Source organism: Bacillus sp. SSR7 (assembly GCF_055902415.1).
Window position 1 is genome coordinate 93,092 of sequence record NZ_JBVVXV010000003.1, and the last position, 25,806, is coordinate 118,897.

29 protein-coding genes are annotated in these 25,806 nt (G+C 33.6%); 10 read left to right on the forward strand and 19 right to left on the reverse strand.

Features of this window, described 5'->3' with window-relative positions:
- Positions 1-41 precede the first annotated feature (41 nt).
- The 3 genes from flgK to AC0NJG_RS07720 are packed head-to-tail and all read right to left on the reverse strand — an operon-like array spanning position 42 to position 2,291.
- Entirely contained in the window at positions 42-1,340 is a 1,299-nt protein-coding gene (flgK, locus tag AC0NJG_RS07710; protein WP_070172696.1) for a flagellar hook-associated protein FlgK, read from the reverse strand.
- Positions 1,341-1,357: 17 nt separating this feature from the next.
- On the reverse strand, positions 1,358-1,810 hold the full coding sequence (locus AC0NJG_RS07715) for a hypothetical protein (RefSeq protein ID WP_000275897.1): 453 nt from the start codon (positions 1,808-1,810) through the stop codon (positions 1,358-1,360).
- A gap of 16 nt (positions 1,811-1,826) precedes the next feature.
- A complete protein-coding gene (locus AC0NJG_RS07720; RefSeq protein ID WP_000946323.1) occupies positions 1,827-2,291 on the reverse strand; it encodes a YaaR family protein in 465 nt (154 codons plus the stop codon).
- Between the two features lie 143 nt (positions 2,292-2,434).
- On the opposite strand from AC0NJG_RS07720, the gene AC0NJG_RS07725 reads away from it, so the two are divergent.
- Both AC0NJG_RS07725 and cheR read left to right on the forward strand, forming a co-directional pair.
- The gene (locus tag AC0NJG_RS07725; protein WP_001020098.1) at positions 2,435-2,932 is read left to right on the forward strand and encodes a hypothetical protein; all 498 of its coding nucleotides are present in this window, start codon (positions 2,435-2,437) and stop codon (positions 2,930-2,932) included.
- 39 nt (positions 2,933-2,971) lie between these two features.
- Entirely contained in the window at positions 2,972-3,754 is a 783-nt protein-coding gene (cheR, locus tag AC0NJG_RS07730) for a protein-glutamate O-methyltransferase CheR (RefSeq protein ID WP_000582886.1), read from the forward strand.
- 33 nt (positions 3,755-3,787) lie between these two features.
- On the opposite strand, the gene AC0NJG_RS07735 is transcribed toward cheR, so the two are convergent.
- The 7 genes from AC0NJG_RS07735 to AC0NJG_RS07765 form a co-directional block, all read right to left on the reverse strand.
- The gene (locus AC0NJG_RS07735; RefSeq protein ID WP_000403958.1) at positions 3,788-4,504 is read right to left on the reverse strand and encodes a hypothetical protein; all 717 of its coding nucleotides are present in this window, start codon (positions 4,502-4,504) and stop codon (positions 3,788-3,790) included.
- A gap of 27 nt (positions 4,505-4,531) precedes the next feature.
- The gene (locus AC0NJG_RS07740) at positions 4,532-5,854 is read right to left on the reverse strand and encodes a transglycosylase (protein ID WP_474062968.1); all 1,323 of its coding nucleotides are present in this window, start codon (positions 5,852-5,854) and stop codon (positions 4,532-4,534) included.
- A 29-nt stretch (positions 5,855-5,883) separates the two neighbouring features.
- Positions 5,884-7,524 (reverse strand): flagellar motor switch protein, encoded by a 1,641-nt coding sequence (locus AC0NJG_RS07745; RefSeq protein WP_087951920.1) that lies wholly within the window; start codon positions 7,522-7,524, stop codon positions 5,884-5,886.
- 173 nt (positions 7,525-7,697) lie between these two features.
- Positions 7,698-9,701, reverse strand: a complete 2,004-nt coding sequence (locus tag AC0NJG_RS07750; protein ID WP_087951919.1) for a chemotaxis protein CheA — start codon at positions 9,699-9,701, stop codon at positions 7,698-7,700.
- Positions 9,702-9,830: 129 nt separating this feature from the next.
- Positions 9,831-10,199: a response regulator gene (locus tag AC0NJG_RS07755; protein ID WP_000940576.1), complete on the reverse strand. Its 369-nt coding sequence runs from the start codon at positions 10,197-10,199 to the stop codon at positions 9,831-9,833.
- Between the two features lie 150 nt (positions 10,200-10,349).
- Positions 10,350-11,027 carry an OmpA family protein gene (locus tag AC0NJG_RS07760; RefSeq protein ID WP_048551696.1) on the reverse strand — a complete coding sequence of 226 codons (678 nt, stop codon included), beginning with the start codon at positions 11,025-11,027 and terminating at the stop codon, positions 10,350-10,352.
- 22 nt (positions 11,028-11,049) lie between these two features.
- Positions 11,050-11,883, reverse strand: a complete 834-nt coding sequence (locus AC0NJG_RS07765) for a flagellar motor protein MotP (protein ID WP_074540183.1) — start codon at positions 11,881-11,883, stop codon at positions 11,050-11,052.
- Between the two features lie 172 nt (positions 11,884-12,055).
- On the opposite strand from AC0NJG_RS07765, the gene AC0NJG_RS07770 reads away from it, so the two are divergent.
- On the forward strand, positions 12,056-12,658 hold the full coding sequence (locus tag AC0NJG_RS07770; RefSeq protein WP_000400753.1) for an HD domain-containing protein: 603 nt from the start codon (positions 12,056-12,058) through the stop codon (positions 12,656-12,658).
- Positions 12,659-12,685: 27 nt separating this feature from the next.
- Here the strand turns inward: AC0NJG_RS07770 and hfq are convergent, their stop codons facing one another.
- Both hfq and AC0NJG_RS07780 read right to left on the reverse strand, forming a co-directional pair.
- Entirely contained in the window at positions 12,686-12,874 is a 189-nt protein-coding gene (hfq, locus tag AC0NJG_RS07775) for an RNA chaperone Hfq (RefSeq protein ID WP_000400661.1), read from the reverse strand.
- Between the two features lie 53 nt (positions 12,875-12,927).
- Entirely contained in the window at positions 12,928-13,146 is a 219-nt protein-coding gene (locus AC0NJG_RS07780; protein ID WP_002091864.1) for an aspartyl-phosphate phosphatase Spo0E family protein, read from the reverse strand.
- A gap of 238 nt (positions 13,147-13,384) precedes the next feature.
- On the opposite strand from AC0NJG_RS07780, the gene AC0NJG_RS07785 reads away from it, so the two are divergent.
- From AC0NJG_RS07785 to AC0NJG_RS07810, 6 genes are all read left to right on the forward strand, one after another.
- A complete protein-coding gene (locus tag AC0NJG_RS07785) occupies positions 13,385-13,504 on the forward strand; it encodes a YjcZ family sporulation protein (protein ID WP_000120179.1) in 120 nt (39 codons plus the stop codon).
- A 166-nt stretch (positions 13,505-13,670) separates the two neighbouring features.
- Positions 13,671-14,138: a VOC family protein gene (locus AC0NJG_RS07790; RefSeq protein WP_048551693.1), complete on the forward strand. Its 468-nt coding sequence runs from the start codon at positions 13,671-13,673 to the stop codon at positions 14,136-14,138.
- Between the two features lie 6 nt (positions 14,139-14,144).
- A complete protein-coding gene (locus AC0NJG_RS07795) occupies positions 14,145-15,359 on the forward strand; it encodes an MFS transporter (protein WP_087951918.1) in 1,215 nt (404 codons plus the stop codon).
- Positions 15,360-15,487: 128 nt separating this feature from the next.
- Positions 15,488-15,937: an ArsR/SmtB family transcription factor gene (locus AC0NJG_RS07800; RefSeq protein ID WP_474062969.1), complete on the forward strand. Its 450-nt coding sequence runs from the start codon at positions 15,488-15,490 to the stop codon at positions 15,935-15,937.
- A gap of 19 nt (positions 15,938-15,956) precedes the next feature.
- Positions 15,957-17,177, forward strand: a complete 1,221-nt coding sequence (locus AC0NJG_RS07805; RefSeq protein ID WP_087951916.1) for an MFS transporter — start codon at positions 15,957-15,959, stop codon at positions 17,175-17,177.
- Positions 17,178-17,282: 105 nt separating this feature from the next.
- Positions 17,283-18,008, forward strand: a complete 726-nt coding sequence (locus tag AC0NJG_RS07810) for a sulfite exporter TauE/SafE family protein (protein ID WP_087951915.1) — start codon at positions 17,283-17,285, stop codon at positions 18,006-18,008.
- Between the two features lie 95 nt (positions 18,009-18,103).
- Here AC0NJG_RS07810 and AC0NJG_RS07815 read toward each other — a convergent pair whose 3' ends face one another.
- The 4 genes from AC0NJG_RS07815 to AC0NJG_RS07830 form a co-directional block, all read right to left on the reverse strand.
- A complete protein-coding gene (locus AC0NJG_RS07815) occupies positions 18,104-18,688 on the reverse strand; it encodes a type 1 glutamine amidotransferase family protein (RefSeq protein WP_087951914.1) in 585 nt (194 codons plus the stop codon).
- 87 nt (positions 18,689-18,775) lie between these two features.
- Positions 18,776-19,510 carry an oxygen-insensitive NADPH nitroreductase gene (gene nfsA / locus AC0NJG_RS07820; protein WP_087951913.1) on the reverse strand — a complete coding sequence of 245 codons (735 nt, stop codon included), beginning with the start codon at positions 19,508-19,510 and terminating at the stop codon, positions 18,776-18,778.
- A gap of 173 nt (positions 19,511-19,683) precedes the next feature.
- Complete coding sequence (locus AC0NJG_RS07825; RefSeq protein WP_000678040.1) at positions 19,684-20,001, reverse strand: magnetosome magnetite crystal formation protein family; 318 nt, start codon at positions 19,999-20,001, stop codon at positions 19,684-19,686.
- A 146-nt stretch (positions 20,002-20,147) separates the two neighbouring features.
- A complete protein-coding gene (locus AC0NJG_RS07830; protein WP_087951912.1) occupies positions 20,148-20,726 on the reverse strand; it encodes a YdcF family protein in 579 nt (192 codons plus the stop codon).
- 160 nt (positions 20,727-20,886) lie between these two features.
- On the opposite strand from AC0NJG_RS07830, the gene AC0NJG_RS07835 reads away from it, so the two are divergent.
- A complete protein-coding gene (locus tag AC0NJG_RS07835) occupies positions 20,887-21,552 on the forward strand; it encodes a DUF421 domain-containing protein (RefSeq protein ID WP_087994386.1) in 666 nt (221 codons plus the stop codon).
- A gap of 36 nt (positions 21,553-21,588) precedes the next feature.
- Here AC0NJG_RS07835 and AC0NJG_RS07840 read toward each other — a convergent pair whose 3' ends face one another.
- The 3 genes from AC0NJG_RS07840 to AC0NJG_RS07850 form a co-directional block, all read right to left on the reverse strand.
- Positions 21,589-22,944 (reverse strand): MATE family efflux transporter, encoded by a 1,356-nt coding sequence (locus AC0NJG_RS07840; RefSeq protein WP_087951910.1) that lies wholly within the window; start codon positions 22,942-22,944, stop codon positions 21,589-21,591.
- A gap of 137 nt (positions 22,945-23,081) precedes the next feature.
- Positions 23,082-23,912, reverse strand: a complete 831-nt coding sequence (locus AC0NJG_RS07845; protein ID WP_087994387.1) for a MerR family transcriptional regulator — start codon at positions 23,910-23,912, stop codon at positions 23,082-23,084.
- 96 nt (positions 23,913-24,008) lie between these two features.
- The gene (locus AC0NJG_RS07850) at positions 24,009-25,682 is read right to left on the reverse strand and encodes a ribonuclease J (RefSeq protein WP_088328166.1); all 1,674 of its coding nucleotides are present in this window, start codon (positions 25,680-25,682) and stop codon (positions 24,009-24,011) included.
- Positions 25,683-25,806 lie beyond the last annotated feature (124 nt).

The following is a 25,806-nucleotide window of genomic DNA, read 5'->3' on the forward strand; positions in this document are numbered from 1 at the left end:
TTCTATCTCCTCCTTTTATATTTCTAGTCAATTACTATCACCTATCGAATAATTGAAAACAGGCTATCAAACACTTCATTCATCGTCGTCATAGCTTTAGAGTTTGCGACGAAGTATTTTTGAAAAGCCATTAAATTAACCATTTCCTCTTCCATATTAACGCCTTCAACACTCATCTTTTCTTGCTGAATCCCCTCTAATAAATCCCCATGAATTTTTTGATAAGCATTTACTGCACTTTTATCAGATGCAATACCAACTATGAATTGGTCTAATGCTTGTTTATATGAAAGCCCTTCTTTATAATCTCCTTCTGTAATTGCTGCTAGTTTATTTGCTGTTTCAGCTGATATTTTCATTTTCGAAATATCTTTTGCAAATTCAGGGTTTAATTTCATATCTTTCGCTTGATCTCCAACGAAGAACTCTTTCCCCATTACTGTGTTCACTTCATTCTTTACAGAACTCATTAATTCTTCAAGATTTTTCTTATAACTAGCAATCTTCGCTTTCGTATCGATCGCTGATTGGATTGCTCCACTAGCTAAGGGAATTTCCGAACCATAAATCTCAACTGACATTGGTTCTTTTTCTTTATTTAATTGAAGAGGGTATGCATCTTGCCCATTTACCGTTAAAGCACCATTCATTCTAACACTCGCGATATTAGGATTCATAGATTCATAAGATACTTCTATATTTGCATACTTAGACATTTCTGTAATGATACGGTCACGTTCATCTAAAAGTTGATTCGGTACTTGTGTACCTGCTTCTCCAATTTTTTTATTTGCCTCCGCTAAATTAGTAGCAAGACGATTAAATTCATTAACATGCGCTTCAATATCTTCAGTCGTCTGCAATTCCACTGAATCTAAATTTTTCGCAAGACGATTTACTTGACTTGTAAACTTTCCAGTTTCAGAAATTAATGTATCGTAGTAGTTTGGTTGTTCTGGATTTTTTGCCACTTCACGAAAAGCATTAAAGAAGCCATCCATTAAACTAGATAATGAATTCTTTCCTGTCGTTCCAGCCATAGATTCTACACGTGATAAAGTCGAATTCATGTAGTTATAGTAAGAGAGTTGAGATAATTGATCGTTAAACTGTTTTGTCTTCACTTCATCTGTAATACGGTCAACACCTAACGTTTGTACGCCATAACCTATTTTTTGTTCCGGTGAATAGCCATGACTTGCTCCAGCCGATCCGTAATTCGCCATTTGACGCACATAACCAGGCGTATGAATGTTAGATAAATTTTGTTTCGTCGTTTGTAATCCCATTTGTGCCGCTAACAAACCCGATAGCGGTGTATTATAATCAGACAGTCTCATAATGTTTCACTTCCCCTTTACAATAGTTCGTTCATAAAGATTTGTGAATTATTGTTTCGTTCTAAATTATACTCAGAAACGGAATCCACAATACTTTCTGTAGTTTTTAATAGTACGTTTAAGTAATATTGATTTTTCAAAAGAATCATTTTTACATTCTCTTCTAATTCAGCTACATTTTTTTGTAATTCTTCCATTTTTTCAATTTCTTCGTTAGAAAAATACGAAAATAATGCACTTACGCGAAACGGCTCAATTCCCTTTTCTTTACAAAACTGAATAACCATTTCTTCAAACGAGCTTGATAATCCTTTTAAACCATCTATGTACTGCAATTGCTCTACTTGCAATTTTTGAACTGCATTTACATTTTTATGTTTCAAATTCTCATATATTTGTTCTCCAAGCGTTTGAATGTTTTCATATGCTTTTTGAATAATAACGAGCTTTTCATATAATTGTATGTACATATCGTTTCCTTCCCTTTTACAAGACTAAATTTACAATTAAACCGTGGATTTCTCCAATCTGATTTAACATTTCTAAATGTCCCGTTTTCGTATTAATTAAATTCATAACATCTTCTAACTCATTTAATCCCATTTCCGCCTGTTTCACAATCGTCATTTTCTGTGAATAGCCATAACGTGGATGGCGAGACATGACATCTTTATATTGCAATACATTATCTACGTAAAAATTCAAAAATGACTTTACTGTATTTTTGTATTCCATTACATTATCAAGCGTTAATTCCATTTCAATTTTCTCTTTAATTTCTCCAATGTTATCGACAAATGCTTCCATTTGTTCTAACAATTTATCTTTTTTCGGATCTGCATGCAAATTATCCGAAAATGCAAGTCCTGTCCTGACATTTGCTTCTTTCGGCATTTGAGTAGCAGGCGGTATATGCGATAAAATTGGATTGTGCGAGATCGAACGCAGCATATATATCACCTATTTATTTTTTTATTTCTTCCTAAACTTAATCGTAAAATCCAGTTATTTATAATTATACTCTGAACACTAATATTTTGCAGTTATTTTTTATAAAAGATATGTTACAATTTAGCATGAGGTGGCACAAATCTATGAATATTTTTCTTTGTGGTTCAAATCAATTAACAGCATTAGATCAGGAAGAAATAAAAAAATTTTTAACTGACTATGCTCACAAACATAAAATTTACATATTATGTTATAAATCTATTGAAAATGAGGTTCTTCGTTTTTTCATCGAAAACGAAAGACTCGCTCAAAATTTATGCCTTTACACGCTACAGCCGTTACAAGCATTAACAGATGAATTTCAAGAGGTCGTTGATTACTTAAAAAAACACGGAGCCGAGTATGTCGCTTTTGATCATCCTTCCGACTCCATTTACCGATCAGATTATATGTTTTTTGTAAAACAAATAATCGAAGATACCGATTTAGTTCTCTGTTTTTATAATGGGGACAAGCATACATCTGTCATTCCCGTTGACGTTGCAAAAGAAGCAGGAATTGATGCTGTTATTTATGATTTACCAGGTTTACATGAAAAACAGATGAAAAAAAACTTTGAACAAAAAATCCGTATGATGTAAAGGGGGAGGCACAATATCGTTATTGTGCCTATTATAAATATGATAATTGAACAAGATTATGATCATTTTATCGCGAGTTTTAAACAACAATTCAATATGGATATCGCTTCATATAAACAAGATAGAATGCGTCGTAGAATCGATGCTTTTATTTCGAGAAAGGGCTTTGAGAACTACACTAGTTTTCTAAGCAATTTACGTACCGATCAAAAGTTATTTTTAAGTTTTATTGACTATATTACAATTAACGTTTCAGAGTTTTTTAGAAATAAAGAACGTTGGCAAACGTTAGAGACGAAAGCACTACCAAAATTACTCGAGCAAAATAACGGAAAATTAAAAGTATGGAGTGCCGCTTGCGCTGCCGGTGAAGAACCATATACACTCTCTTTAATTTTATCGAAGCACCTAGCTCCATATCGTTTTGAAATACAAGCAACAGATCTTGATTTTCACATTTTAGAAACTGCAAAACGCGGTCAATATACAGAACGTTCTTTAAAAGAATTACCTGCCGATTTAAAAGAGCGTCATTTCACAAAAGAGAATGATATATATTCATTACACCAAAACATTAAGCAAAACGTGACGTTCAAGCAGCATGACCTGTTAATGCAGTCGTTCGATACAAATTACGATTTAATCATTTGTCGCAACGTAATGATATACTTTACTGAAGAAGCAAGGGTAAAACTTTATGAAAAGTTTAGTCGTGCTTTACGAAAAGGCGGCGTATTATTTGTTGGTAGTACTGAACAAATTTTAACACCTGAACGTTATAATCTTCAGCGCTTCGATACATTCTTCTACGAAAAAATATAAAAGAGGTCGTCACAATGTAAAGTGACGACCTTTTTATATAACTCGAATTAAAATAATAGCAACAATCCATACAAAGAGAAAAAGAAACGTCATAGACCATTTATGTTCTTGCATCGTATGTTTCAAAGCCTGTGATAATTGTGTCATATTCATTTCTGCAAGTGCTCTCCATACGCTTACATCCCGCTCTTTAGCAGTGCGATCTGTAACGCTAATTAAAATGGTTTCGTTAGACAATTTCGTTATATATGCAGTAATAACCGTTACCATTAAATTTATATTCCCTTCTGACGAATCACTTTCCACTCTAGAAAGGAGTGCACTTACATCTAATAACGGAATATGTACCTTTCTACCAAATGATAGTTGTACTTCTGCGAAATCATACGTTCCATCTAACAAAGGAAGTTCTTTTATATGCGCTTGCTTAACAAGTCCTTGCAAGCTTCTCATTACTTGTTCAAATATTTTATCTGTTTGCTTTCCTTCTCCAGATAACGTATGTAGCTTTTTAAAGAGTTGCAGTACTGTATCCATCTCTTTAGAAAGCATTTCCTTCATAACCTTTCCATCACCTAAACTTGCAAGTAAAATCCCTATTTCATTATTTTTCGTAATAATTTTAGAATGTCCAGTAAACACTAAATTACTACGCTTTCGTTCTTTCTGAATTTCATGTTCCGAAATAGCTGCAGGCTGTTTTAATGGTTGTAGCGTCTTATCTTCAATTGTCGTACGTTTAATTTCCATTTAAGCGCCTCCACTACTATGTAATACTTAGCCCCATTCTTTATTACTCTTTAAAACTAAAAATAGTACGAATAAACCTGACATGATAGCAAATACATTAGAAGCTTGTATTCCCTGTTCACTTTTTGCTTCTTTCTTCTCTTCTGGCTCTTCTTTTTTCTCTTTCTTTTTCGAAATGACTTGATTGTTATTATCTTTATCTTTTTGAGCCTTCGTTTTATTTACTTCCTTGTTGTCTGTGAGAGGCTCTTTTATAACATAAGTAATTTTTTCTTTCTCTTTCAATGGTTCTTTTATAAAATTGTTTACTTTCTCTTCTTTTTTTGGAATTTGAACAACTGGCGGTTTTTCTTCTGGAAGCGGGATTTCCACTTTCAAGTCTTCCTGCTTCTCAGTTTCTTTCTTATCTTCTAATTTATTTTCTAATTTATCTTTATTCTCTCGTTCTTCTATCTTTTTATCCTCTTCTGTTTTTTGCTCCAAAACAGAAACGACATACTCACTTGCTTCAATCAGTTTATTTCCAGCCGCATCTACTACCTCTACAAGTAGTCCGTATGTCCCACTTGGCAACGCATCCGTTATTTCAAATACTTTTTGCCATTCCATGTCGCGCTTATTGTAATCTAATAAAAATGTAATCTCTTTATTTTCTTTTCCTTTTAATGTAACACGAACTTCTTTCACGACTGATTCTACGTCTGTTGCCTTCACTCTTACACGTATAGAATCGCCTTGTTTTCGTTCGATTACGTTCCCCTTCGCCTCGTCGATAGTAACCTTATGCAACTTCGGCATCTCTTTATCTATTGTTGGCGTTTCATTATTTATACGAATGAGCGGGACTTTCACTTCATTTTCTAAGAGCTCTTCTTTCTCATTTTCTTTTAAACTTTGAATGAGCTGAAGGTTCCAATCACCTTGCAAATCAAAAGTCTCGACCTTGTAGTTAGCAATCCATCGCTTCGTTTCTTCTTCATACTTAAACGATAGCATTCTTTCTTGTTCATACTGATCGCCGTTTTTTGGCAAGCGCAAAATACCTTTTATACTTTGAACATTTTTCTCTTTCGGCTCTACAATAACCAGCACTTCTTCGCCAACTTTTAATTCCGGCTTATTTACTGTAATAACCCCTTGATCCGTCTCTATCTTTTTTTCGGTTTCTTGTTTATTTTTTGCTTCTTGTTGTTCCTCTTTATCTTGCTTCATTTCCACTTGTTCTAGCTGTTCTTGAACTTCCTTATTCTCTTCTGGCACATTTTGCTCTTCCGCTTTACTTTGTAGCGGGAAGAGCAAGCACACATGTATGCATAACCAGCTCATTAGAAAAAACTTTACGTTTTTCATCTACTAGCTCAGACTCCTATTTCAACGACTTATAGCGATTTCGTCACTTTTACTCCGAAAAATCCATCTACATTTACAAGTTCACCATACGCCACCAATACATCATTTACATAAATACGAATTGGTTCGTCAATATCTTCATCTAGCACAACCGCTTCATTCTCTTGTAAACTTAAAATATCTTGAATTGTTTTCACTGTGCTTCCAAATATAAATTTCACGTTCATTTCTACATTTTGTAGGATGGATGTGTCCATGTATACTGGTTCCATCTGTTTTACTTCTTTAAATTCAATAGGTTGCACAACAGGTTCTACAACTTTTTCTTCTTCAATTTCTTCCGTAACAATCTCTTCTTCTTCCACCATTGGATATAGAAGTCGTCTTACCATTTCTTTCGCTTCTGAAATCGGTAAAATTTGATACATTTTCGATTGAAGCAGGTCGCCAATTTCAAGGTTGAACGTAATTTGAACGAGTTCGTCCACTTTCATTGACTCTCCCAAATATTCCATTTCTTCTTTTAACGTTACGAATTTAACATTTGGTGGCGTCATGTCCATTTTTTCTTGAAACATTTCTGACATCGCCGTCGCAGCATGCCCCATCATTTGGTTCATGATTTCTTTAATACCGCTCAGTTCTAATTCACTAAGCTCCTTCTCCGGATCAACTTCACCTGTTCCCATCATCATTAAATCTACCATTGTTAAAGCGACATCTTTCGTAAATACGAATACATTCTCATTCTTTAGTCCTTCAACAAAATCAACATTTAAAATAACAAACGGGACTGGTACTCCGTCATAATGACGAACATTGATTGATTCTACATTGGGCGTACTAATTGTAACTGGCTGATTTAATAGTGTTGACAATACTGTTGAAGCTGAACCAATTGAAATATTTGCAATTTCACCAAGGACATCTTTCTCTTCTTGCGTTAAGTGCTCTTTTTCAACTTGTTCTTCTACAATCTCAGTTTCCACTACTTCTGCTGGCTCGTCTTGCTCTTCTACTTCACCAGATAATTGCATTAATTTATTTATCATTTGTTTCGCATGTTCAACTGAAACAATTTGCACAAGTTTAGAGTTTACAAGATTATCTATCTTTAAATCAAACGATACTTTAACAATCGTTTGATTCCCATCGATTTCCGAGATTTTCTCCATTTCTTCTGATAACTTTACAACTTTAATTGTCGGCGGAGACATATCTACTGTATCTTGGAAGAATTCAGACATAGATGTAGCTGCGAACCCCATCATTTGATTCATCGCTTCTTGTACAGCACTTAGCTCTAATTCACCAAGTTCTTTTCCGTCCTCCACTTCACCTGTTCCCATCATCATTAAATCAGCAATGGATAATGCAACATCTTGCTTAAGGACAAGAAGGTTTTCCATATCTAATCCTTTTGTAAAATGAATGTTTAATACAACGTGTGGAACTTCGACGTCGCTTGAATCATATAAATCTACCAATTCGATGCGAGGAGCAGTAATGCTTACTTGCCTATTTAAGATTGTTGATAATACAGTCGAAGCTGAACCAAATGATATATTTGCAATTTCGCCAAGAATATCGCATTCTTGAGGCGTTAAATGCTCATTTTCTTTTTCTAGCACAATTGTGCTCGTATCCCCTTTTGTGTGTTGCTCAGGCATTTTCTCTGCCTCCTCATTTCTGTTTTTCTATCAAATGATATAAACTCTCATTTTATTTTAACAAACTTATTATATAAAACGTTAATATGTATTTATTCCCATTTTTAGATTAGTAACGATTAACCAAAAAGCTCCCCAATTGTATACAAGTGGGGAGCTTTCCTTCATTCCTATTATAAACCTTCTGGGTTTAAAATGAGGACCACTCGTCCATCACCGAGAATTGTCGCACCAGAGAAATAATTAGAACTCTCTGCAAAGAAGTCACCTAATGACTTTAAGACTATTTCTCTTTGACCGATAATTGTGTTTACAATAAGTCCATAGCTGCGATGTGTATTACGAACAATTAACACAGGAACCATTTGACCATCATATGACGCAAACGCCTCATCTGCTGTTTTCTCACCAAATACCGTACTTAAATGCTTCACTTCAATAATTTGATTACGGTAATTTAACACATCTTTTCCTTGTATGGATTGGATGTCTTCTCTCTTGATTCGAATTGCTTCAACAATATTACCAAGAGGTAAAGCATAACGTTTATCATTCGTTTGAACAAGCATAGATTGTATAATAGACAACGTTAATGGAAGTTCAATTCTAAATGTACTTCCCTTTCCTTCTTCAGAATCAATAATTAAATGTCCACCTAAACTATGGATTGTATGTTTCACTACATCCAATCCAACGCCGCGTCCAGACAGGTCTGATACAACTTCAGCTGTACTAAATCCTGGTTGGAAGATCAAATCAAATATTTCACGGTCTGTTAATTTATTTGCTTCAGATTCTGTTACAACACCATTTTTAATCGCTTTTTCTAATACTTTCCCTTTATGAATTCCATTTCCATCATCCGTAATTTGAATTACGACATGATTTCCACTATGGAACGCTTCTAATTTAATCGTACCTGTCTCATTTTTACCTGCATCACGACGTTGTTCAACAGTTTCAACCCCATGATCAATTGCATTACGAATTAAATGAACAAGCGGATCACCGATTTCATCAATAACAATTTTATCGACTTCAGTATCTTCACCTGTAATTTGTAAATCGATTTTTTTCCCTAAATCTTTCGCTAACATACGTACCATACGCGGGAAACGATTAAAGACTGTTTCAATCGGCACCATACGCATGTTTAGAAGTACATTTTGAATATCTTTTGAAATATCGCCTAATCGATTTAAATGCTCAATTAATTCTTTGTTTTGAATTGCTTGTGCCAATTCATCTATACGACCACGCTCAATTACACTTTCTTCAAACATGTTCATTAATCTTTCGATTTTTTCTAATTGAACACGTATGGAACGATTTTCCACTTTACCATTTTTCGTTTTTGCAGCGCTTTTAGCTGGTGTAGCATTAGTAGATTGTTTAGATACTTCTTTAGTTGATTCCACATGCGTAGCCGCTTGTGAAACTTCTTGTATGGCTTCTTGTGTAGCCAATTTTTCCGAAACTACTTCTTTTGATATATGTGCTTGCTTCACTTCTACTTTCTCAATTTCAGAAACATGAAGCACTACTTGTTTTAATTCTTCTTCACTTTGATCAGTATCCATAAATACTGTGAACTCAAATCCGAAAGCATCTGCTTCAATTTCTTCAATACTTGGAACTGTTCTTTGTACATTACCTACATTTTGCAGCGCTTCAATACACATAATGGCACGTACTGCTTTTAAAATAGCTTGTTGCTCAACAGTTATATGCACTTCATGTGAAGCTTCATCATCGTTATTTATAGTTTCTTGTTCTATATGTTCAGTAGGAATTTCTATATTGCCATTCAATAATGCTTCTAATTTCTGTTTCGTTGCAACTACATCAATATTGCCCATTCCACCTTGCTGCACATCTGCAACCATCTTCTCTAAATTATCAATGCACTCAAAAATCACATCAATAATTTCCGCATTTACAACTATATTCCCATGACGAATTTCATCTAAAACGTTTTCCATTTTATGCGTTAAATCCGCCATTTCCGTAAATTCCATACTCGCTGACATACCTTTAAATGTATGGGCTGAGCGGAATATTTCTCCCACAACATCCATATCAGTGGGATTTTGTTCTAAAGTTAGCACATTTTCATTTAACGATTGTAAATGTTCTTCTGATTCCTCAAAAAATATATTTAATAGATCTGTTTGCATTTTAATCCCCTACCTGTCTAACAAACATTTCATTTATGTATAACAATTTAGTGTTTTAAAGCAAGAAAAAAGGGGGCCACACGCATATCCGCTATCAATGTTTAGATTCCTTGTGGCACCCCTTCTATATTAGCTGTTTGCTACTTTTGTTAACGCTTCGATTACACGATCTGCTTGGAATGGCTTTACAATAAAGTCTTTTGCTCCACCCTTAATTGCATCTAATACCATACCTTGTTGTCCCATTGCAGAACAAATGACAACTTTTGCACTTGAATCAATTTTAATAATTTCTTTTAATGCTTCAAGTCCGTCCATTTCTGGCATAGTAATATCTAATGTAACAATATCAGGTTGAAGTTCTTTATACTTTTGAATTGCCTCCACTCCATTTTCCGCTTCTCCGATTACTTCAAATTCAGAATTACTTTTTAATAAGTTTTTAATCATCGTTCGCATGAACATCGCATCGTCTACAACTAAAATTTTATGTGCCATTCTTTTTGATTCTCTCCTTCTATGTATAAATATATCTTAATATTTCACCTTATCATTCTCACTCATTATACAAAATAAAATGATAAAATTTAATATTTTTTTAAAAGAATTTTCGTATTTTTATTATTTTATTATTAAAATGATAATATACTATTCTTTTATGTAAATGACAACGCGACGGTTTTTCTCCCAATTTTGCGGTGAATCATTTGGTACAACTGGCTTTGTGTCTGCATATCCTACCGCAGCTAGCCTTTTATCATCCACATTATACACTTCGATTAAGTGGTGAATCATATTTGCTGCTCTTGCTGAAGACAACTCCCAGTTAGAAGGGAATTTGTCATTATGAATAGGTCTACTATCTGTATGACCTTCTACAACAATGGGATTTGGTACCGATTGGAAAAACCCAACTAATTGACTTATTATCTCTTTCGCTTCTGGTTTAACGTTCGCGTCACCCGTATCAAATATTAAATTATCTACTATAACGACGCTTACTCCCGTATCCTCTCGATATACATTCACTTGACTAATCCCGTTATTATCTACATATGCTTTTAACTTCTTATATAATTCATCCATTCTTTTTTTCGAGATCATTTTTTCATCATTTTTTTCATGAGAAATATCTGGTATTGTATTTTCCATTACTTTTGCATCTACTTGCTCCGTATCACTAAACTTTTCAAGCATCTTTGACAATTTTACTGCATCCTGCTTTGAAGTAGCAACTAGTAATACAAAGAAAGTTAATAATAACATCGTTAAATCTGTAAAAGTCGTCATCCAACGAGGCGATCCCTTTTGCGGTCGTTTCAACATAACCATACCACTCCTTGCAATATTAGGCTGCTCGTTTTACTTTTTTTATCTTTGTTTCGTATACATACGTATCGAGTTTTAACTTTAATTTAGACGGAATTTGTCCACGATACAATTCTGAAATCGCTTCAATAACAAACTTCTTCTCTGTATATAAATCCTCAATACCACGATACACTTTTTCAGCAAGAGGGATTGCAATCATATTTGCAAGTACTGATCCATACAATGTCGTTAACATTGCAACTGCCATCCCTGTACCAATTTGCGACGTGTCTTGCAAGTTTTGAAGCATAATGATAAGACCAATTAAAGTCCCTATCATACCCCAAGCGGGAGCGAAATCACCAATTTTATCTAATAATGTCGCTCCCTTTCTTAACTCATACACTTCCGTTTCAACATCTTTCATTAACACTTCTTTTAATTCCTCTTCATCGTAACCACTTAACATTAATCGAATTCCTTTTTGAATAAAAGGATTGTCCACTTGCTCTCCATCAACTTCTAAAGAAAGTAAACCGTGTTTTTTAGATTTTTTCGAAAAATCAACAAACAAATCCGTTAACTGTTCTAAATCTTCTTCTTTTCTATGTAAAACAGTAAAAATACTTTTCGTATATTTTTTTATTTCTCCAAATCGATATGCCACAACAATTGTCGCTGTTGTTCCCCCTATAACAATTAAAATAGATGAAACATCTAAAAAGTTTTTAAAAGCTTTTATTCCACCGCCGCCAAGCATAATTGCTGCTATTACAATAGCAAAACCTACTATTATGCCCACTGGGCTAGAAATATCAAACTTCCTTTTTTTTCTTTCTGGTCTAGCAAACACTTGATTTTCGTCTCCCATATTCCTGCCCTTTCCTTTTCATTTTTATAAAACATTTTTTTATTTTAATAATGCGTTTTCACATATAATAAGTATTATACGCTCATCATCTATTTATCGCAATATACTCATGAAATTGACACATTTCATTTCCATATTAGAATTATAGTATGGAAATATGAGGAGGATCACGATGGAACATAACATTTTACAAGTCATTGCACTAGCAGAAAAACTAAAATATGAAATGCGACATAGCTGGCTTTCTAACGGACGTCAAGAAAGCGTTGCTGAACATACGTGGCGCATGTCTCTAATGGCCATTTTAGTTGAACCTTATTTAGATCAAAAAGTAAATATCGAAAAATTACTTAAAATGGTGATTATTCACGATCTAGTCGAAGCAGAAGCTGGTGATATTCCTGCTTTTGATACAATGAATAGTCATGAATTACAATTACAAAAACAAATAAATGAACAAGAAGCAATTTTAAATATTAAACGAACATTAAAAGGTTCTCTCGGCGAGGAATTATATGATTTATGGATGGAGTTTGAAGCGAAAGAAACGTACGAAGCAAAAGTTGCTAACGCACTTGATAAGCTTGAGGTAAAAATTCAGCATAACGAAGCTGATATTGATACGTGGCTGCCAATTGAGCATAAAATGACATTCCAAGTAGCAAAGCATACAAACTTTGATTCTTTCCTATCTAAATTACAAAAAATCATTGAGCAAGATGGTGAAAAAAAATTATTAGCTGCCGGCATTGACGTTGAAGCCTGCAAGCAATAATGAAATAAGACACTCAGTACGAGTGTCTTATTTCATTATTGTTGATACAGCCTGCTTGTAAATAAGTTGTTGTTTTCCATCAACTAACATTAAAACGGTAAATTTGTCTATTGCAACAACTTCTCCTACTATTCTAACGCCACTCTTTAAAAAAATTGTAACAATACCTTTTTCTTCTTTTATTTGTTTATATAGCTCTTCTTGTAAATGTTCCAAATATATCTCTCTCCTCTTTGTTGAATATCTTAATATAAAAAACTACAAATTATTTATTTATGTACTTTATCTTTCACATTCATAAACTTATTAATAAGTATATCTAAATCTCGGCTAAATAACAAAACTTTATCATGATCCAATCCATGTCTAGCAACAAGTTGAATTAGCTCTTTCTTTTTAGTTTCTATTTTATTTTGTAGTTGTCCCATCTCCATCTCTTCACTAAAACTCCCTTTTCCCATAATATTACTTGTAAAATTATAGTACAAATCCTCTCATAAAAAAATATAAAAATGGTTTTTTTTACAATTTTTATATTTTTTATGAACAAATCGCGAAATATATAACGATTTCTTCACATACCCCTAGCTCCATATACAATCAAAATGACCATACAGGCGTTTGTCTAATTAAAAAAGAGACTGGCTCCTTTTCCATACGAAAAACATACTGTATACAGTAGTCCATGAATTATATAGATTAACTTACTCAAAAGGAGGAAAACATATGAGTTATGGTGGAAGTTGCGCTGGTTTCGGCGGTGGATTTGCTTTGCTTATCGTACTATTCATCCTTCTAATCATCATCGGATGTAGCTGTTGGGGTGGCGGCGGATACGGATACTAATATATCCTATCCTTAACAAATGAACGAAAAACTATAAGAAAACAGCTCATATTTGAGCTGTTTTTTCATACTTTCGTATGAATTTATGTCCCTCCTTTTTCTGATTTCAACTCATAAAAAAATGTTTACTATGAAATAAGAAATATTTTTACTTAGGAGGATTACAATGATTAAAGGTCTTTACGAAGCACATTTACCTGTCCGCAACTTAGAGGTATCAATATCTTTTTATGAATCACTTGGACTGAAATTATATAAAAGAGGAGATGATATTGCTTTCTTTTGGATTAAAGAAAATGAAAGTTGGCTCGGTCTTTGGGAAGGTACAGAATACAAAGTAAATTATCATCCCTCTTTACGACACATCGCCTTTCAAGTAAGCTTACATGATTTAGAACATGCGATACATTGGCTAAACCAAAAAGGCATTTCAGCACGAAAAGATTTTGGAATGGAGCCAATTGAACCGATTGTTTTTCCTGAATTAGCGCATGCCGCCGTATACTTTAACGATCCTGACGGAAATAGTTTAGAATTGATTGCACATTTACCTGTCGGACTCCCTACAGAGGAGAAAGTGTATTTAAGTGAGTGGAAAAAACAAGTTCAAGCATCATTATTACATAAGGATTAATCTTTTATGTCAGTTTCTTATTCCGCGCTTCTTAAAACAAATACTAACTTCAAAAAACTATTTTATGGGCAAACATTAAGTGTGCTTGGAGATTGGTTTCATACAGTAGCTTTATTAACATTCGTCTATAGCATAACGGAATCTCCGTTTATGATCGCACTTACTTTTATAAGTAAAGGTTTACCACAGCTCCTTCTTAGTCCATTCATAGGCGGAATTGTAGACCGTTTTTCTAAAAAGAATATTATGATTTTTACCGATATTACACGGGGAATTCTAGTCCTTACATACTTATTCGCCAGCTATAAAATTGAAATTATTTTCATTACTAATATATGTTTATCTGTACTTTCTTGCTTATTTGAGCCGGCTAAACAAGCAACCTTAAAAAACATCGTACATCAAAATCATTTCGTAACTGCTAATTCTCTTTCTAGTACAATGAATGGTTTTATGTCTATTATGGGGGCTTCTTTAGGCGGGATAATTGCACAGTCTTTACATATTGAGTTCGCTTTTTTAGTAAATAGCCTTTCCTACTTTGTTTCAGCCTATTTTATTTATAGTATGAGTATCCCTGCTCATATTAATTTTAATAAGAAAAAAGCATTTTTGACTGATATAAAAGATGGATATACATACATATTACAAACAAAAATCATTTTAACATTAATTCTTGTCGGCGTTTCATGGGGGATTATTGGTGGCGCTTATCAGCTATTTCTAACGATCTATGCCGAAAAAATTTTCCACACGAACATTGGGATTTTATATACGGTTCAAGGGGCTGGGCTTATGATAGGAAGCCTTCTCGTTAATCTTTACATATCCAGCAATAAAGAAAAAATGAAAAAAGCATTTGGTTGGGCCTACTTCCTACAAGGCTTTTTCTTTCTTGGATTCATTCTATCCGATCAACTTATTTTCGGTATCATTACATTACTCTGTATGCGTATAGCAGGGGGAATCATCGTTCCACTTGATACGGCATTACTTCAAACTTACACGCACGAAAGTATGATTGGTAAAGTTTTTTCCTTTCATTACTCAATTTACGGTTCACTTATACAGTTCTCTATGTTCATTACAGGATGGCTATTAGAAATCCTTTCTCCTCAAATAATTGGTAGTTTTCTAGCTACATGCTGTATATTTGTAAGTTTTATATGGCTTTACCTGTTTTATCGCGGGAAACTTAATGAAGAATCTACTATTACTTAATAGCATGTTTATGTACATGCTATTTTTATTTATGTCGAAAAACAGAGGAAAAAGGCGATTTATTTTTCTTACGTTCTAATTTTTTAGAATGTACAATAAATTTAGATTATAAGAAAGGAGATGTAATAATGTTTGAAGATAGACTTACTATTTCAGCTGAGCAGCAGAAGCTTATTTCCAATGCAACCCGCATTCAAATTCTTCACCTTTTAAAAGACGAAGCACTCACTGCAAAGCAAGTAGCTACTAAACTAAATAAATCTGCTGGTAGCGTACATTATCACGTTCAAATTTTATATGATGGAGGGTTACTTGAATTAGTAGACACGAAGGAAAAAAGAGGGGTTATTGAAAAATATTATAAAGCAAAAGCTGCTCATTTCTATATTGAAGAAAGCGGCACAGAGGGAACGAATACAGGCAGTCATATTGTTTCTCATTTGTTTTTAACTCCAGAGGAATTACAACAGCTTACTTGGGAGGTTACACAAGTTTTATTACGCTGGGAAAACAAAACCGCTCGTCAATCAAACTCCGAAGAGGAATACGCTATTTCCTGCAGGATAAAAAAACAATGAAAGAAAGGTCCAGCTGCTCATGAAAAATAAATTATTATTATTGTCGGGAACTGGGATTTCTCGTTTAGGTGATTTTATGTATCTAATCGCCCTAAACTTACTGGTATTAAATAGTACAAACTCCCCTGCTGCTGTAGCAGGATTATGGATTGTTGGCCCAATTGCCACCGTTGTTACAAAAATATGGTCTGGTAGCATAGTAGATCGATTAAACAAACGCTCTATTATGCTCATCACAGATATCATTCGAGCAGCTCTCATTGGCTGTATTCCACTATTTGATTCTATTTGGGCCATTTATATTTTTATCTTTTTAACTCGCATTGCTACATCATTTTTCGATCCAGCTTCATTTTCTTATAAAACAATGCTTATACCTGCTGAAGAACGCGCTCAATTCAACGCTTGGAGTAGCTTTTGTACAAGCGGGGCTTTTATTATCGGTCCAGCTCTTGCTGGAATACTTCTCACCACGTACTCAGCAGCCTTTGTAATTTACTGCAACTCACTTTCATTTCTTCTTTCTACCATTCTTATTTACTTCTTGCCAAACATTACATTACAAACAAAGCAAAACGAAGAAGTTACAAATACTTTCGTACAAACATTACGAAGTGATTGGAAACAAGTTTTTTCGTTCGCTCGAACGGAAACGTACATTATTCTCATATTCGTTTTATTTCAAGCGACTATGCTTGTCGCTATGGCACTTGATTCACAAGAAGTTGTTTTTACAAGACAAGTACTGTTTTTAACCGATATAGAATACAGCATGCTTGTTAGTATAACTGGCGCTGCTTACGTTTCCGGTTCATTTCTCGTCTCTCTCTTTTCCAAACGTTTACCAATTCAATATTGTATCGGATTAGGGACAATTTTCACAGCAATAGGCTATGTAATTTTCGCCTTTTCAAATTCATTTATAGTCGCGGCAGGCGGTTTCATTTTACTTGGCATTTCTTCATCATTTGCTGGTACTGGCTTTATCACATTTTATCAAAATAACATCCCTATACATATGATCGGACGTATTGATAGCGTGTTTGATTCAATAAAAAGTTTCATCCAAATCTTTTTCATTTTAGCAATTGGGGCGTCCGCACAATTTCTTTCTGTTCAAATGACTGTAATAAGTAGCTCGTTACTCATCCTTTTCCTTTCCTGTTTATTAGCAATCCGAGTAATGACGCCTTCACGAGAAAAATATTTTAAGGCTACAGGATCATCATTGGAATATTAACCGCAACATAACAAGCGGCGATTTGCTAGGTAGTAAGCCCTCACTGATTAAAGTTTTACTTTATATTAAAATATTAATGAAATTTGATTATGTAGGAGGGCTTTTTTGAATACTATATTCATGTTCATTTGTATTATATTAGTAGCTTCTATTTTACAAACGAGTACCGGTTTTGGCTTTTCTATTATGGCAACACCTTTCTTACTCATGTTATTTCTACCACAAGAAGCTATACAAATAAATATCATTTTATCATTCATTATTTCTATATCAATCATTTGGAAAATAAGAATGGACATTGATTGTATTCTACTGAAAAGATTAATTGTCGGAAGTATAGTTGGTGTTCCTTTTGGTATTTTCATTTTCGTTTCCATTAACATCAACACGTTTAAATTAGCAATTAGCATCCTGCTCTTACTATTAACGTTGATGCTAATCTGTAACTTTAAGATTCAATCAACAAAATCTAGAGATTTCATAGTTGGCGGATTATCCGGTCTTTTAACGACAAGTATCGGTATGCCAGGACCACCTCTGTTACTGTACTTTACAGGAACTGATACGAAAAAAGAGAAATTGAGAGCAACTACTTTAGCTTTTTATCTATTTATATATTTCATTAGTCTACTAACGCAAATACTCTTTACTGGCACAAACAAGACAATTTGGGAATCAAGTTTTTACGCTATTCCAATCGTATTTCTAGGTTTGTATATAGGTCAAATTATTTTCAAATGGCTTAATCAACAGATTTTTAAAATATTTACGTACATCCTTTTAAGTTGCACGGGCATATATCTTCTTATTGAAAGTTTGCATTCGTTATAGTAGGTGCTTTAGTTTGTGTCATAACGGATAAGTTTTCAATATTTTTAAACGTGATAACAATAAAAAGCGGCTATTATGCCGCTTTTTATTTTCACTTAAACTAACGTTTCATCACAAATCTCTGTTACATTTTTAAAATATTGCAAGTTCTCCTTCGCTTCAGCTTCATTAAATAAATTGAGTTGCTTCATTATTTCAGTAGCAAATTCAACATATGCAGACCCTACTGCTGTTATGATTTTCCCATCAACAGTTACATCTTTGTTTTGTTTATATTCCCATTCATGTAAATGTGCTAATTGTTTTTCATCTGATGTTAATGATGTTGAGAATTTCTTCTTATTCAGCACTCCTGCTGCATGTAATAAAGATGTTCCTGCACAAATACCCGCTATCCATTTATTTTGCTTATGTAATTTGTTCACAATAGATAACAATTGTTCATTTTCTAAATGAACAAAAATATGTCCGCCTGGTACGATAAACACTTCATAGTCCTCTATTTTAATTTGCTTGATAGAGACATGTGGTTGACACAAAAAACCGCCTTCTCCTGTAACTTTTTTGCCGTCTACTGTTGCTGTTATTATTTCAAATTGCTTACTTATCAAAAATAAACTCGCTATATTCACTTCAAATTCTGCAAATCCATCAAACAAAAAAATTAAAGCTTTTTTCATATTATCTCCTCCCCCTATACTTATTCGAAGACAATTACATTTCTCCTCCAAAAAAGGCAAACCTGCATCACAGGTTTGCCCCTTTGCTCACTTCTTATTAAATCCTTTTTCACTTAAAAACTCTTTCATATGCATTCTTTTTTCTTTAGACATAAATGAACTCATTGATTCCGTCCATGTTACGTTTTTTTGATTTGATGATCTTTCTTTATAATACGCGCTCATCGTTTCATCATATTCGTTTAATAATTCATCATATTTCTTTTCATCATATCCATTTTCATGAAGGATAGCTGTTACTGGTAAACGTGGTTTCACTCCATGATCCTCATCTGGTACACCGACTGTCATTCCGAATACAGGATATACTTTATCCGGTAAATGAAGCAATTCACTCACTTCTCTCGGATTATTACGAATTCCACCAATATAGCAAATACCGTATCCTAACGATTCTGCTGCTAGCGCTAAGTTTTGCGCAAAAAGTGAAGCATCTACTGTCGCAACGATAAAATCTTCTACTCCTTCATGCTTTATCTCGGTACCATGTTTTTCACATGCCATTTCAAGTCGTTTTAAATCTGCACAACAAACAAAAAACGCTGCACAGTCTTTCACGTGACGATTTCCGGATAACTCTGCTAGTTTAGCCTTTAATTCCTGGTCTGTTACATATATAACAGAATACGCCTGTACAAAATGTGAGGACGCCGCATGCTGAGCAGCTTGCACCATTCTTTCTATTACCTCTTTTGAAATTGATTCTTCTTTATATTTACGAACTGAAACGTGTTGCTCCATTTTATGTATGATCTCATTCATGAAAAACACTCCTTTTTTCTCTTCATAATGAAAAATTAACATATCTTTTTCAATATTCACAACTTATAAGCACAAAAAGAGCAATTCTTTTTGAATTGCTCTTTTTAAAACGTCTATTAGTAAGGTAAATGAAATTATACCGACAGATGTACATCATATTATTTCTTATCTTATTACGCCGCTTTCAAAACTTTAATACCTTTTACGATATTCCAAATAAAGTAGTAAATTCCTACAAGAATGAACACTGCATATGTGATCATCATTCCAATTCCAGCACCGTCAGATTGATTGAATCCTAAACCGTATATTCCTGATATCGCTAATCCTCCAAATAAAATTGCGTATGGGAAAATATGTGACCAAAATGCTTTTTTCGCGTGGTATTTCACTTCATCCTCCGCAACGAAGTACACGATTATTGGTAGTAAAAATGGTGCAAAAAAGATACTAAAGTAACATAGGGAAGATAATATATTATTTCCTTTCATCCGATTCACCTCTAAGTAGTTTTTGTTATCTTCATTATGTCAGGAATCCATTTTAGAAACTATCGCTTTACCTTTCATTAAGGTGACATATTTGTAAGATTCTCCTCAAAAGATCCCGCCTAGAATGCTAGGCGGGATCACTTTCACTATATTCGATTCATAAACCAATATTGCGTAATGGCTAAATACTCACGTATATTCGATGGAATAACAATTCGCTGCGGTGTTTCGGCCGGAAGACCTTCTAATTGTAACCCTTGCTTAGCTGCTATTTTTTTCGCTCTAAACATGTGGAAATCGTTTGTTACGATCATTCCTTTTTTCATATTGTCCGGAATTAAAGGTTTTGAGAATTTAATATTTTCATCTGTACTCGTTGACTTATCTTCCATGATAATGCGATCTTCTGCAATTTTTAATTTCATTAATTCATTTTTCATTGCTAATGCTTCTGAAATATCTTCCCCTTTTCCTTTCCCTCCAGATACTATAGCAATTGTTTTCTCATGCGATTGTAAATACTCAGCTGCTTTATCAATACGATATTGCAATGAGTACGATGGTTTCGTTCCGTTGACTTTCGAGCCTAATACAATGATGTAATCCGCATCGTAGGTCGCTTTCATATGTCCATGCTTATATATGTAATATTGTAAAAATCCCACATAAACGGCGCAAACCATTATAATTGCTATTATATAATTAATTATTTTCTTCTTTCTCATATCCATATTCTCCTATGTTCTTTGCTTCTTTCATGATAATATCCATTTATTTGTTTGTATACAGACAAATTCCAATTCAACCTAATTTATCCTCTAGAAAGTAATATTTATATTCCTTTCGGGAACAGTAAGTACAACTTTGCACGAAGGAGTGTCCCTATTGCTTCTCTTTTTATGTAACGTATCGTTCTTTTTTATTTTATTCTTACTATCGCTTAAGATGCTCGGTAAATCTGCTTTAGCACAACTAACTCCTCATGATTTTGGTGCTATTATCTTTTTATCTTATTTAGCTTTTCAAGCCATACCAGTCTCTGGTGCTTTGCAAGCTTTTCTCGGTATGATCGTTATTACATGTTTACATTTAATTCTTACAAAATTAAGCTTATTCAACAAACTAAACCGTTTCATTCTCGGTCACCCTATTATTTTAATTAAACATGGTGACATTATTTTTGAGAACTTACAAAAAAGTAGATATCCCATTGCTGAATTACTTTCTAACCTTCGCGTTGCAGGATACCCGAGTGTTCATGAAATTGAATACGCTATTTTAGAAGCAAATGGAGCCATTAGCATTTTACCAAAGCGTGAACTTGTACCATTAACTCCGAAAGATTTGAACATAGATGTTAAGTATGCCGGATTACCAATTGCTCTTATCGTTGATTCACAAATTCAATACGATAACTTAAAGTTAATTCATAAGGACGAAAGGTGGTTATATAAAGAGTTAAAAGAAAAAGGCATCACAAATATTAAAAACGTTGCCTTTGCATCTGTTCAAGAAACAGATGGATCTTTTGCAATTAGTCTAAAACAATAAAAAAATCCCCTTACTTGTTCAAGGGGATTTTCTTCATCATATTGCTTCTTTCTCGCCTGCCATGTTTAATGGCACAGGATGTTTCATACGATTCATCGTAAATACGATAATCGCTGTCAATACTTCAGCTACTGGCATAACGAGCCAAATTCCGTTTATCCCAAATAATTTCGGCATAATCCATAATAATGGAATAATAAATAGTAACCCTCGGCTCATTATAATAAGTACTGATTTTTTCGTTTGTCGCACTGATTGGAAGTACTCTCCATACACAATGTTATAACCTAAAAATACATATTGGATAAAGAACAAGCTAATACCTGTTAATGTTAACTCCAATAACTCTGGAGATTGAACATCAAATAGACCAATAATATATTTCCCGAAGAATAATCCGACAATTATTGCAACACCTCCAAGTACAACTGCAATTTTCACTGCAAACTGCAATCCTTCACGCAATCTTTCTGATAAATTTGCACCGTAATGAAAACTAGCAATTGGTTGTAACGCTGCTCCAACGCCGAAGAATAATAGTAATGTCATCGCATGAATACTATTCACCATCGCATAAGAAGCAACTCCTACTTCTCCTGCATATTGAACGAATGCAATATTAAAACCAATCGTTACAATCGCTACTGTACTTTCTGCTGTAAAACTTGGAAAACCTATTATCATAATTTGTTTAACTGTATCCCATTCAAAATGGAATTTCGTCCATTTTAAAATACTACTTTTTCTAAAGAAGTGCGTTAATAATACAAGGAAACCAATCGCTGCCGAAAGAATAGTTGCTGAAGCAGCTCCTGTTACGCCCCATTTAAAGATGAAAATAAAGATATAGTCAAACACTATATTTAATACAGCTGTTACAACTAAACCTGCCATTGCTAAATTTGGATTTCCATCATTTCGTATAAATGTACTTAAAATATTTTCTAAAACATATATCATTCCAAATGTTAATAATACGTGTAAATAATCTAACGCATACGGTAAAATCACTTCATTTGCACCGAATAAGTATGCTAAATCCTCTATTCTCCATAAGCAAATAGCCGCTAAAACACCTACGATAACAACTGCTACCGTCATAGATTGAGTAAAAATAGACCTTGCTCTTTCAATTTTATTTTCACCTAATGCAATGGAATATAACGTTGCCCCGCCCATCCCAATCCATAATGAAATAGAGAAGAAAATTGAAAACGCTGGAATAGCCACGTTTACTCCTGCCAATCCAGTTGCTCCAACTCCCCGACTAATCATTACCGCATCAATTACAATATTAACCGACATTAATACCATTCCTAGAACAGCTGGTATTAAATAAGAAATAAATAAACTTTTAATTGGTTTTTCTCTTAATTTTTCTGTTGCTTCCATACTATTATGCTCCTTTTTCAACTCTCTGTTCACAGTTTAAACCTTCAAGTAACTTGAAGGTCAAGAGAGAATTAAAAAATAGGTAACTGAATTATATGAATGAATGTAAATTTGTAATCAATTCAAAGGTTTTCATCTTATTTTTTTACTACAGGAATTTGAATTTCTGTTACTTGCTCCTCTGGATTTTCTGTTACAGACCAATCGATTAATCCAATCTCAATCGAATCTCCATGTACTTCATAACCTTCTTTATCAATGTATGTAAGTAACTCCTTGTACGTTGCATCTGTTTCTTCATACGGTCCATGATGATAAGAACAAGCATATAAACCTTCTTTAATTTCATCTGAAGTATGCACTTCATACGGCATATAATCCAAAAGAATAAATACGCTACTATATGCTTGAAACTCCTTTTGCATTAATGCTTTTTTTGAAATTGTCACACCTATATCTCCTGAAAATAGACTATCATCCATTTGTCTCATATTTTTTTGCAACGAATGGATGTAGTACTCAAACATGTCATCCGTCGTATTTGGAGCAACTGCAATGGCTGTAATTTTTCGCCGCGGGATCTCTTTCATTACCATTTGTTTAGCTTTTGCTTTTGTTGCTTCCTTAATCAAATGAATTCTATGCTCCATTTTCGCCAAAGCATACTCAATTTCTCTTTGTTTTTTCAACATCATTTCTTGTTGTTTTTCCAACAAATTGAGTGCGTATGCTGGATTTCTTTCATCAATATATTTCTTAATTTCCTTTAATGGAATATTTAATTGGCGTAAAAACTTAATCGTATCTAATAGTGAAAATTGATCGATTGTGTAATAGCGATAATTTGTTTGTGGGTCCACAATGGACGGATGAAAAATTCCTTTTTCATCATAATAACGTAAAGTAGATTCCGCTATATTATGCATTTTTGCCATTTCTCCAATTGTAAAGCGTTTGTTTAATAACATCTTTTATTCCCTTCCATTTCTATTTATTTCATTATATGTTCATTCTATCTTCAAAACAAAAAAGAATTCCCTTAAGAGAATTCTTTTTATACATTATTACACCTCTATAATTATAGGAAGAATCATCGGTTTTCTTTTCGTACTCGTATATATATACTTCCCTAAAGCTTCTCTTACTTCTCTTTTCAAAATACCCCAGCTATTCACTTTCTCTTTCTTTATATTATTAATCGTAATAACAGCTAATTTATTTAATTCCTTCAAAAATTCTTCTGAATCACGAACATAGACGAATCCACGAGAAATAATATCAGGACCTGAAATTATTTCTCCATCCACTTTATTAAAAGTAATAACTATAACGAGCATTCCATCTTCTGAAAGTTGTTTTCGATCACGTAATAATGCATTTCCAACATCACCAATTCCTAATCCATCTACATATATATTTCCTGCTTGTATTTTTCTCGATTGAATTGCCACTTGATTACTTATATCTACAACATCTCCATTACGAACGATAAAGATATTTTCTTTTTCGACACCAATTGATTCCGCTAGCAAGCTATGGTGATGTAGCATTCTAAACTCTCCATGAATGGGGATAAAATATTTTGGCTTCATTAATGTGAGCATTAACTTTAATTCTTCTTGATATGCATGGCCAGATACATGGACTCCAGTAGAACTGCCTGATCCGTAAATCACTCTTGCCCCTAATGCAAATAAGTTATCGATAATTCGCGAAACATTACGTTCATTTCCTGGAATAGGAGTCGCAGCTATAATAACTGTATCTTCTGGTAAAACATCTACTTGCCTATAGTTTCCACTAGCTAAACGCGCTAAAGCTGCCATTGGTTCTCCTTGACTTCCTGTACAAAGTATTGCGACCTGCTTTGGATCTAAATTATTTACCTCATTTGCTTCAATTAGCATACCATCTGGAATATTTAGATACCCTTTCTCTAGAGCAACTTCTACTACATTTACCATACTTCTGCCGAGCAAAGCCAGTTTTCGATTTGTTTTTATACAAGCTTCAACTATTTGCTGAACACGATTCACATTAGAAGCAAAAGTAGAAATAATCACTTTCCTATTTGCTTTCATAAATATTTCCTCTATCCGTTCCCCTACCGACCTTTCTGATGGGGTAAATCCAGGTCGTTCTGCATTTGTACTTTCAGATAGTAAAGCTAATACACCTTCACTACCTATTTTAGCCATTTTATGAATATCAGGATGTTGATTATTAACTGGTGTTAAATCAAATTTAAAATCACCTGTATGTACTATAGTACCTTCTGGTGTATGAAAAACAATACCGAGGCAATCTGGAATACTATGATTCGTTTTAAAGAAAGTTGTCTTAATAGCACCGAAATCAATTTCTGATTCTGAATGAATAACGATTAATTCTGTATCATCTTGAAGGTTATGTTCCTTTAATTTAATTTCAATTAAACCTAACGTTAACTTCGTAGCATAGATTGGTACGTTTAGTTGTTTTAAAAAATATGGTATTCCGCCAATATGGTCTTCATGTCCATGCGTCACGACTAATCCGCGAATTTTTTCTTTATTTTCTTGTAAGTAGGTGACATCTGGAATGATTAAATCAATTCCTAATAAACTTTCATCTGGAAATTTTGATCCACAGTCAATAACGACAATATCATTTTCAAATTGAATAACATACATATTTTTCCCTATTTCATTTACTCCACCTAAAGCAACGATAGACAAGTTGTTTTTTAATGACTTCAAATGATAAGTCCTCCCTTTCACATTTATAATTCGTGAAATAGCATTTAGGCTTTATTATTTGTAATGAAAAAGGACTTCATACTATTTCATACATATATAAATTCACACGCTACTCTTATATGTA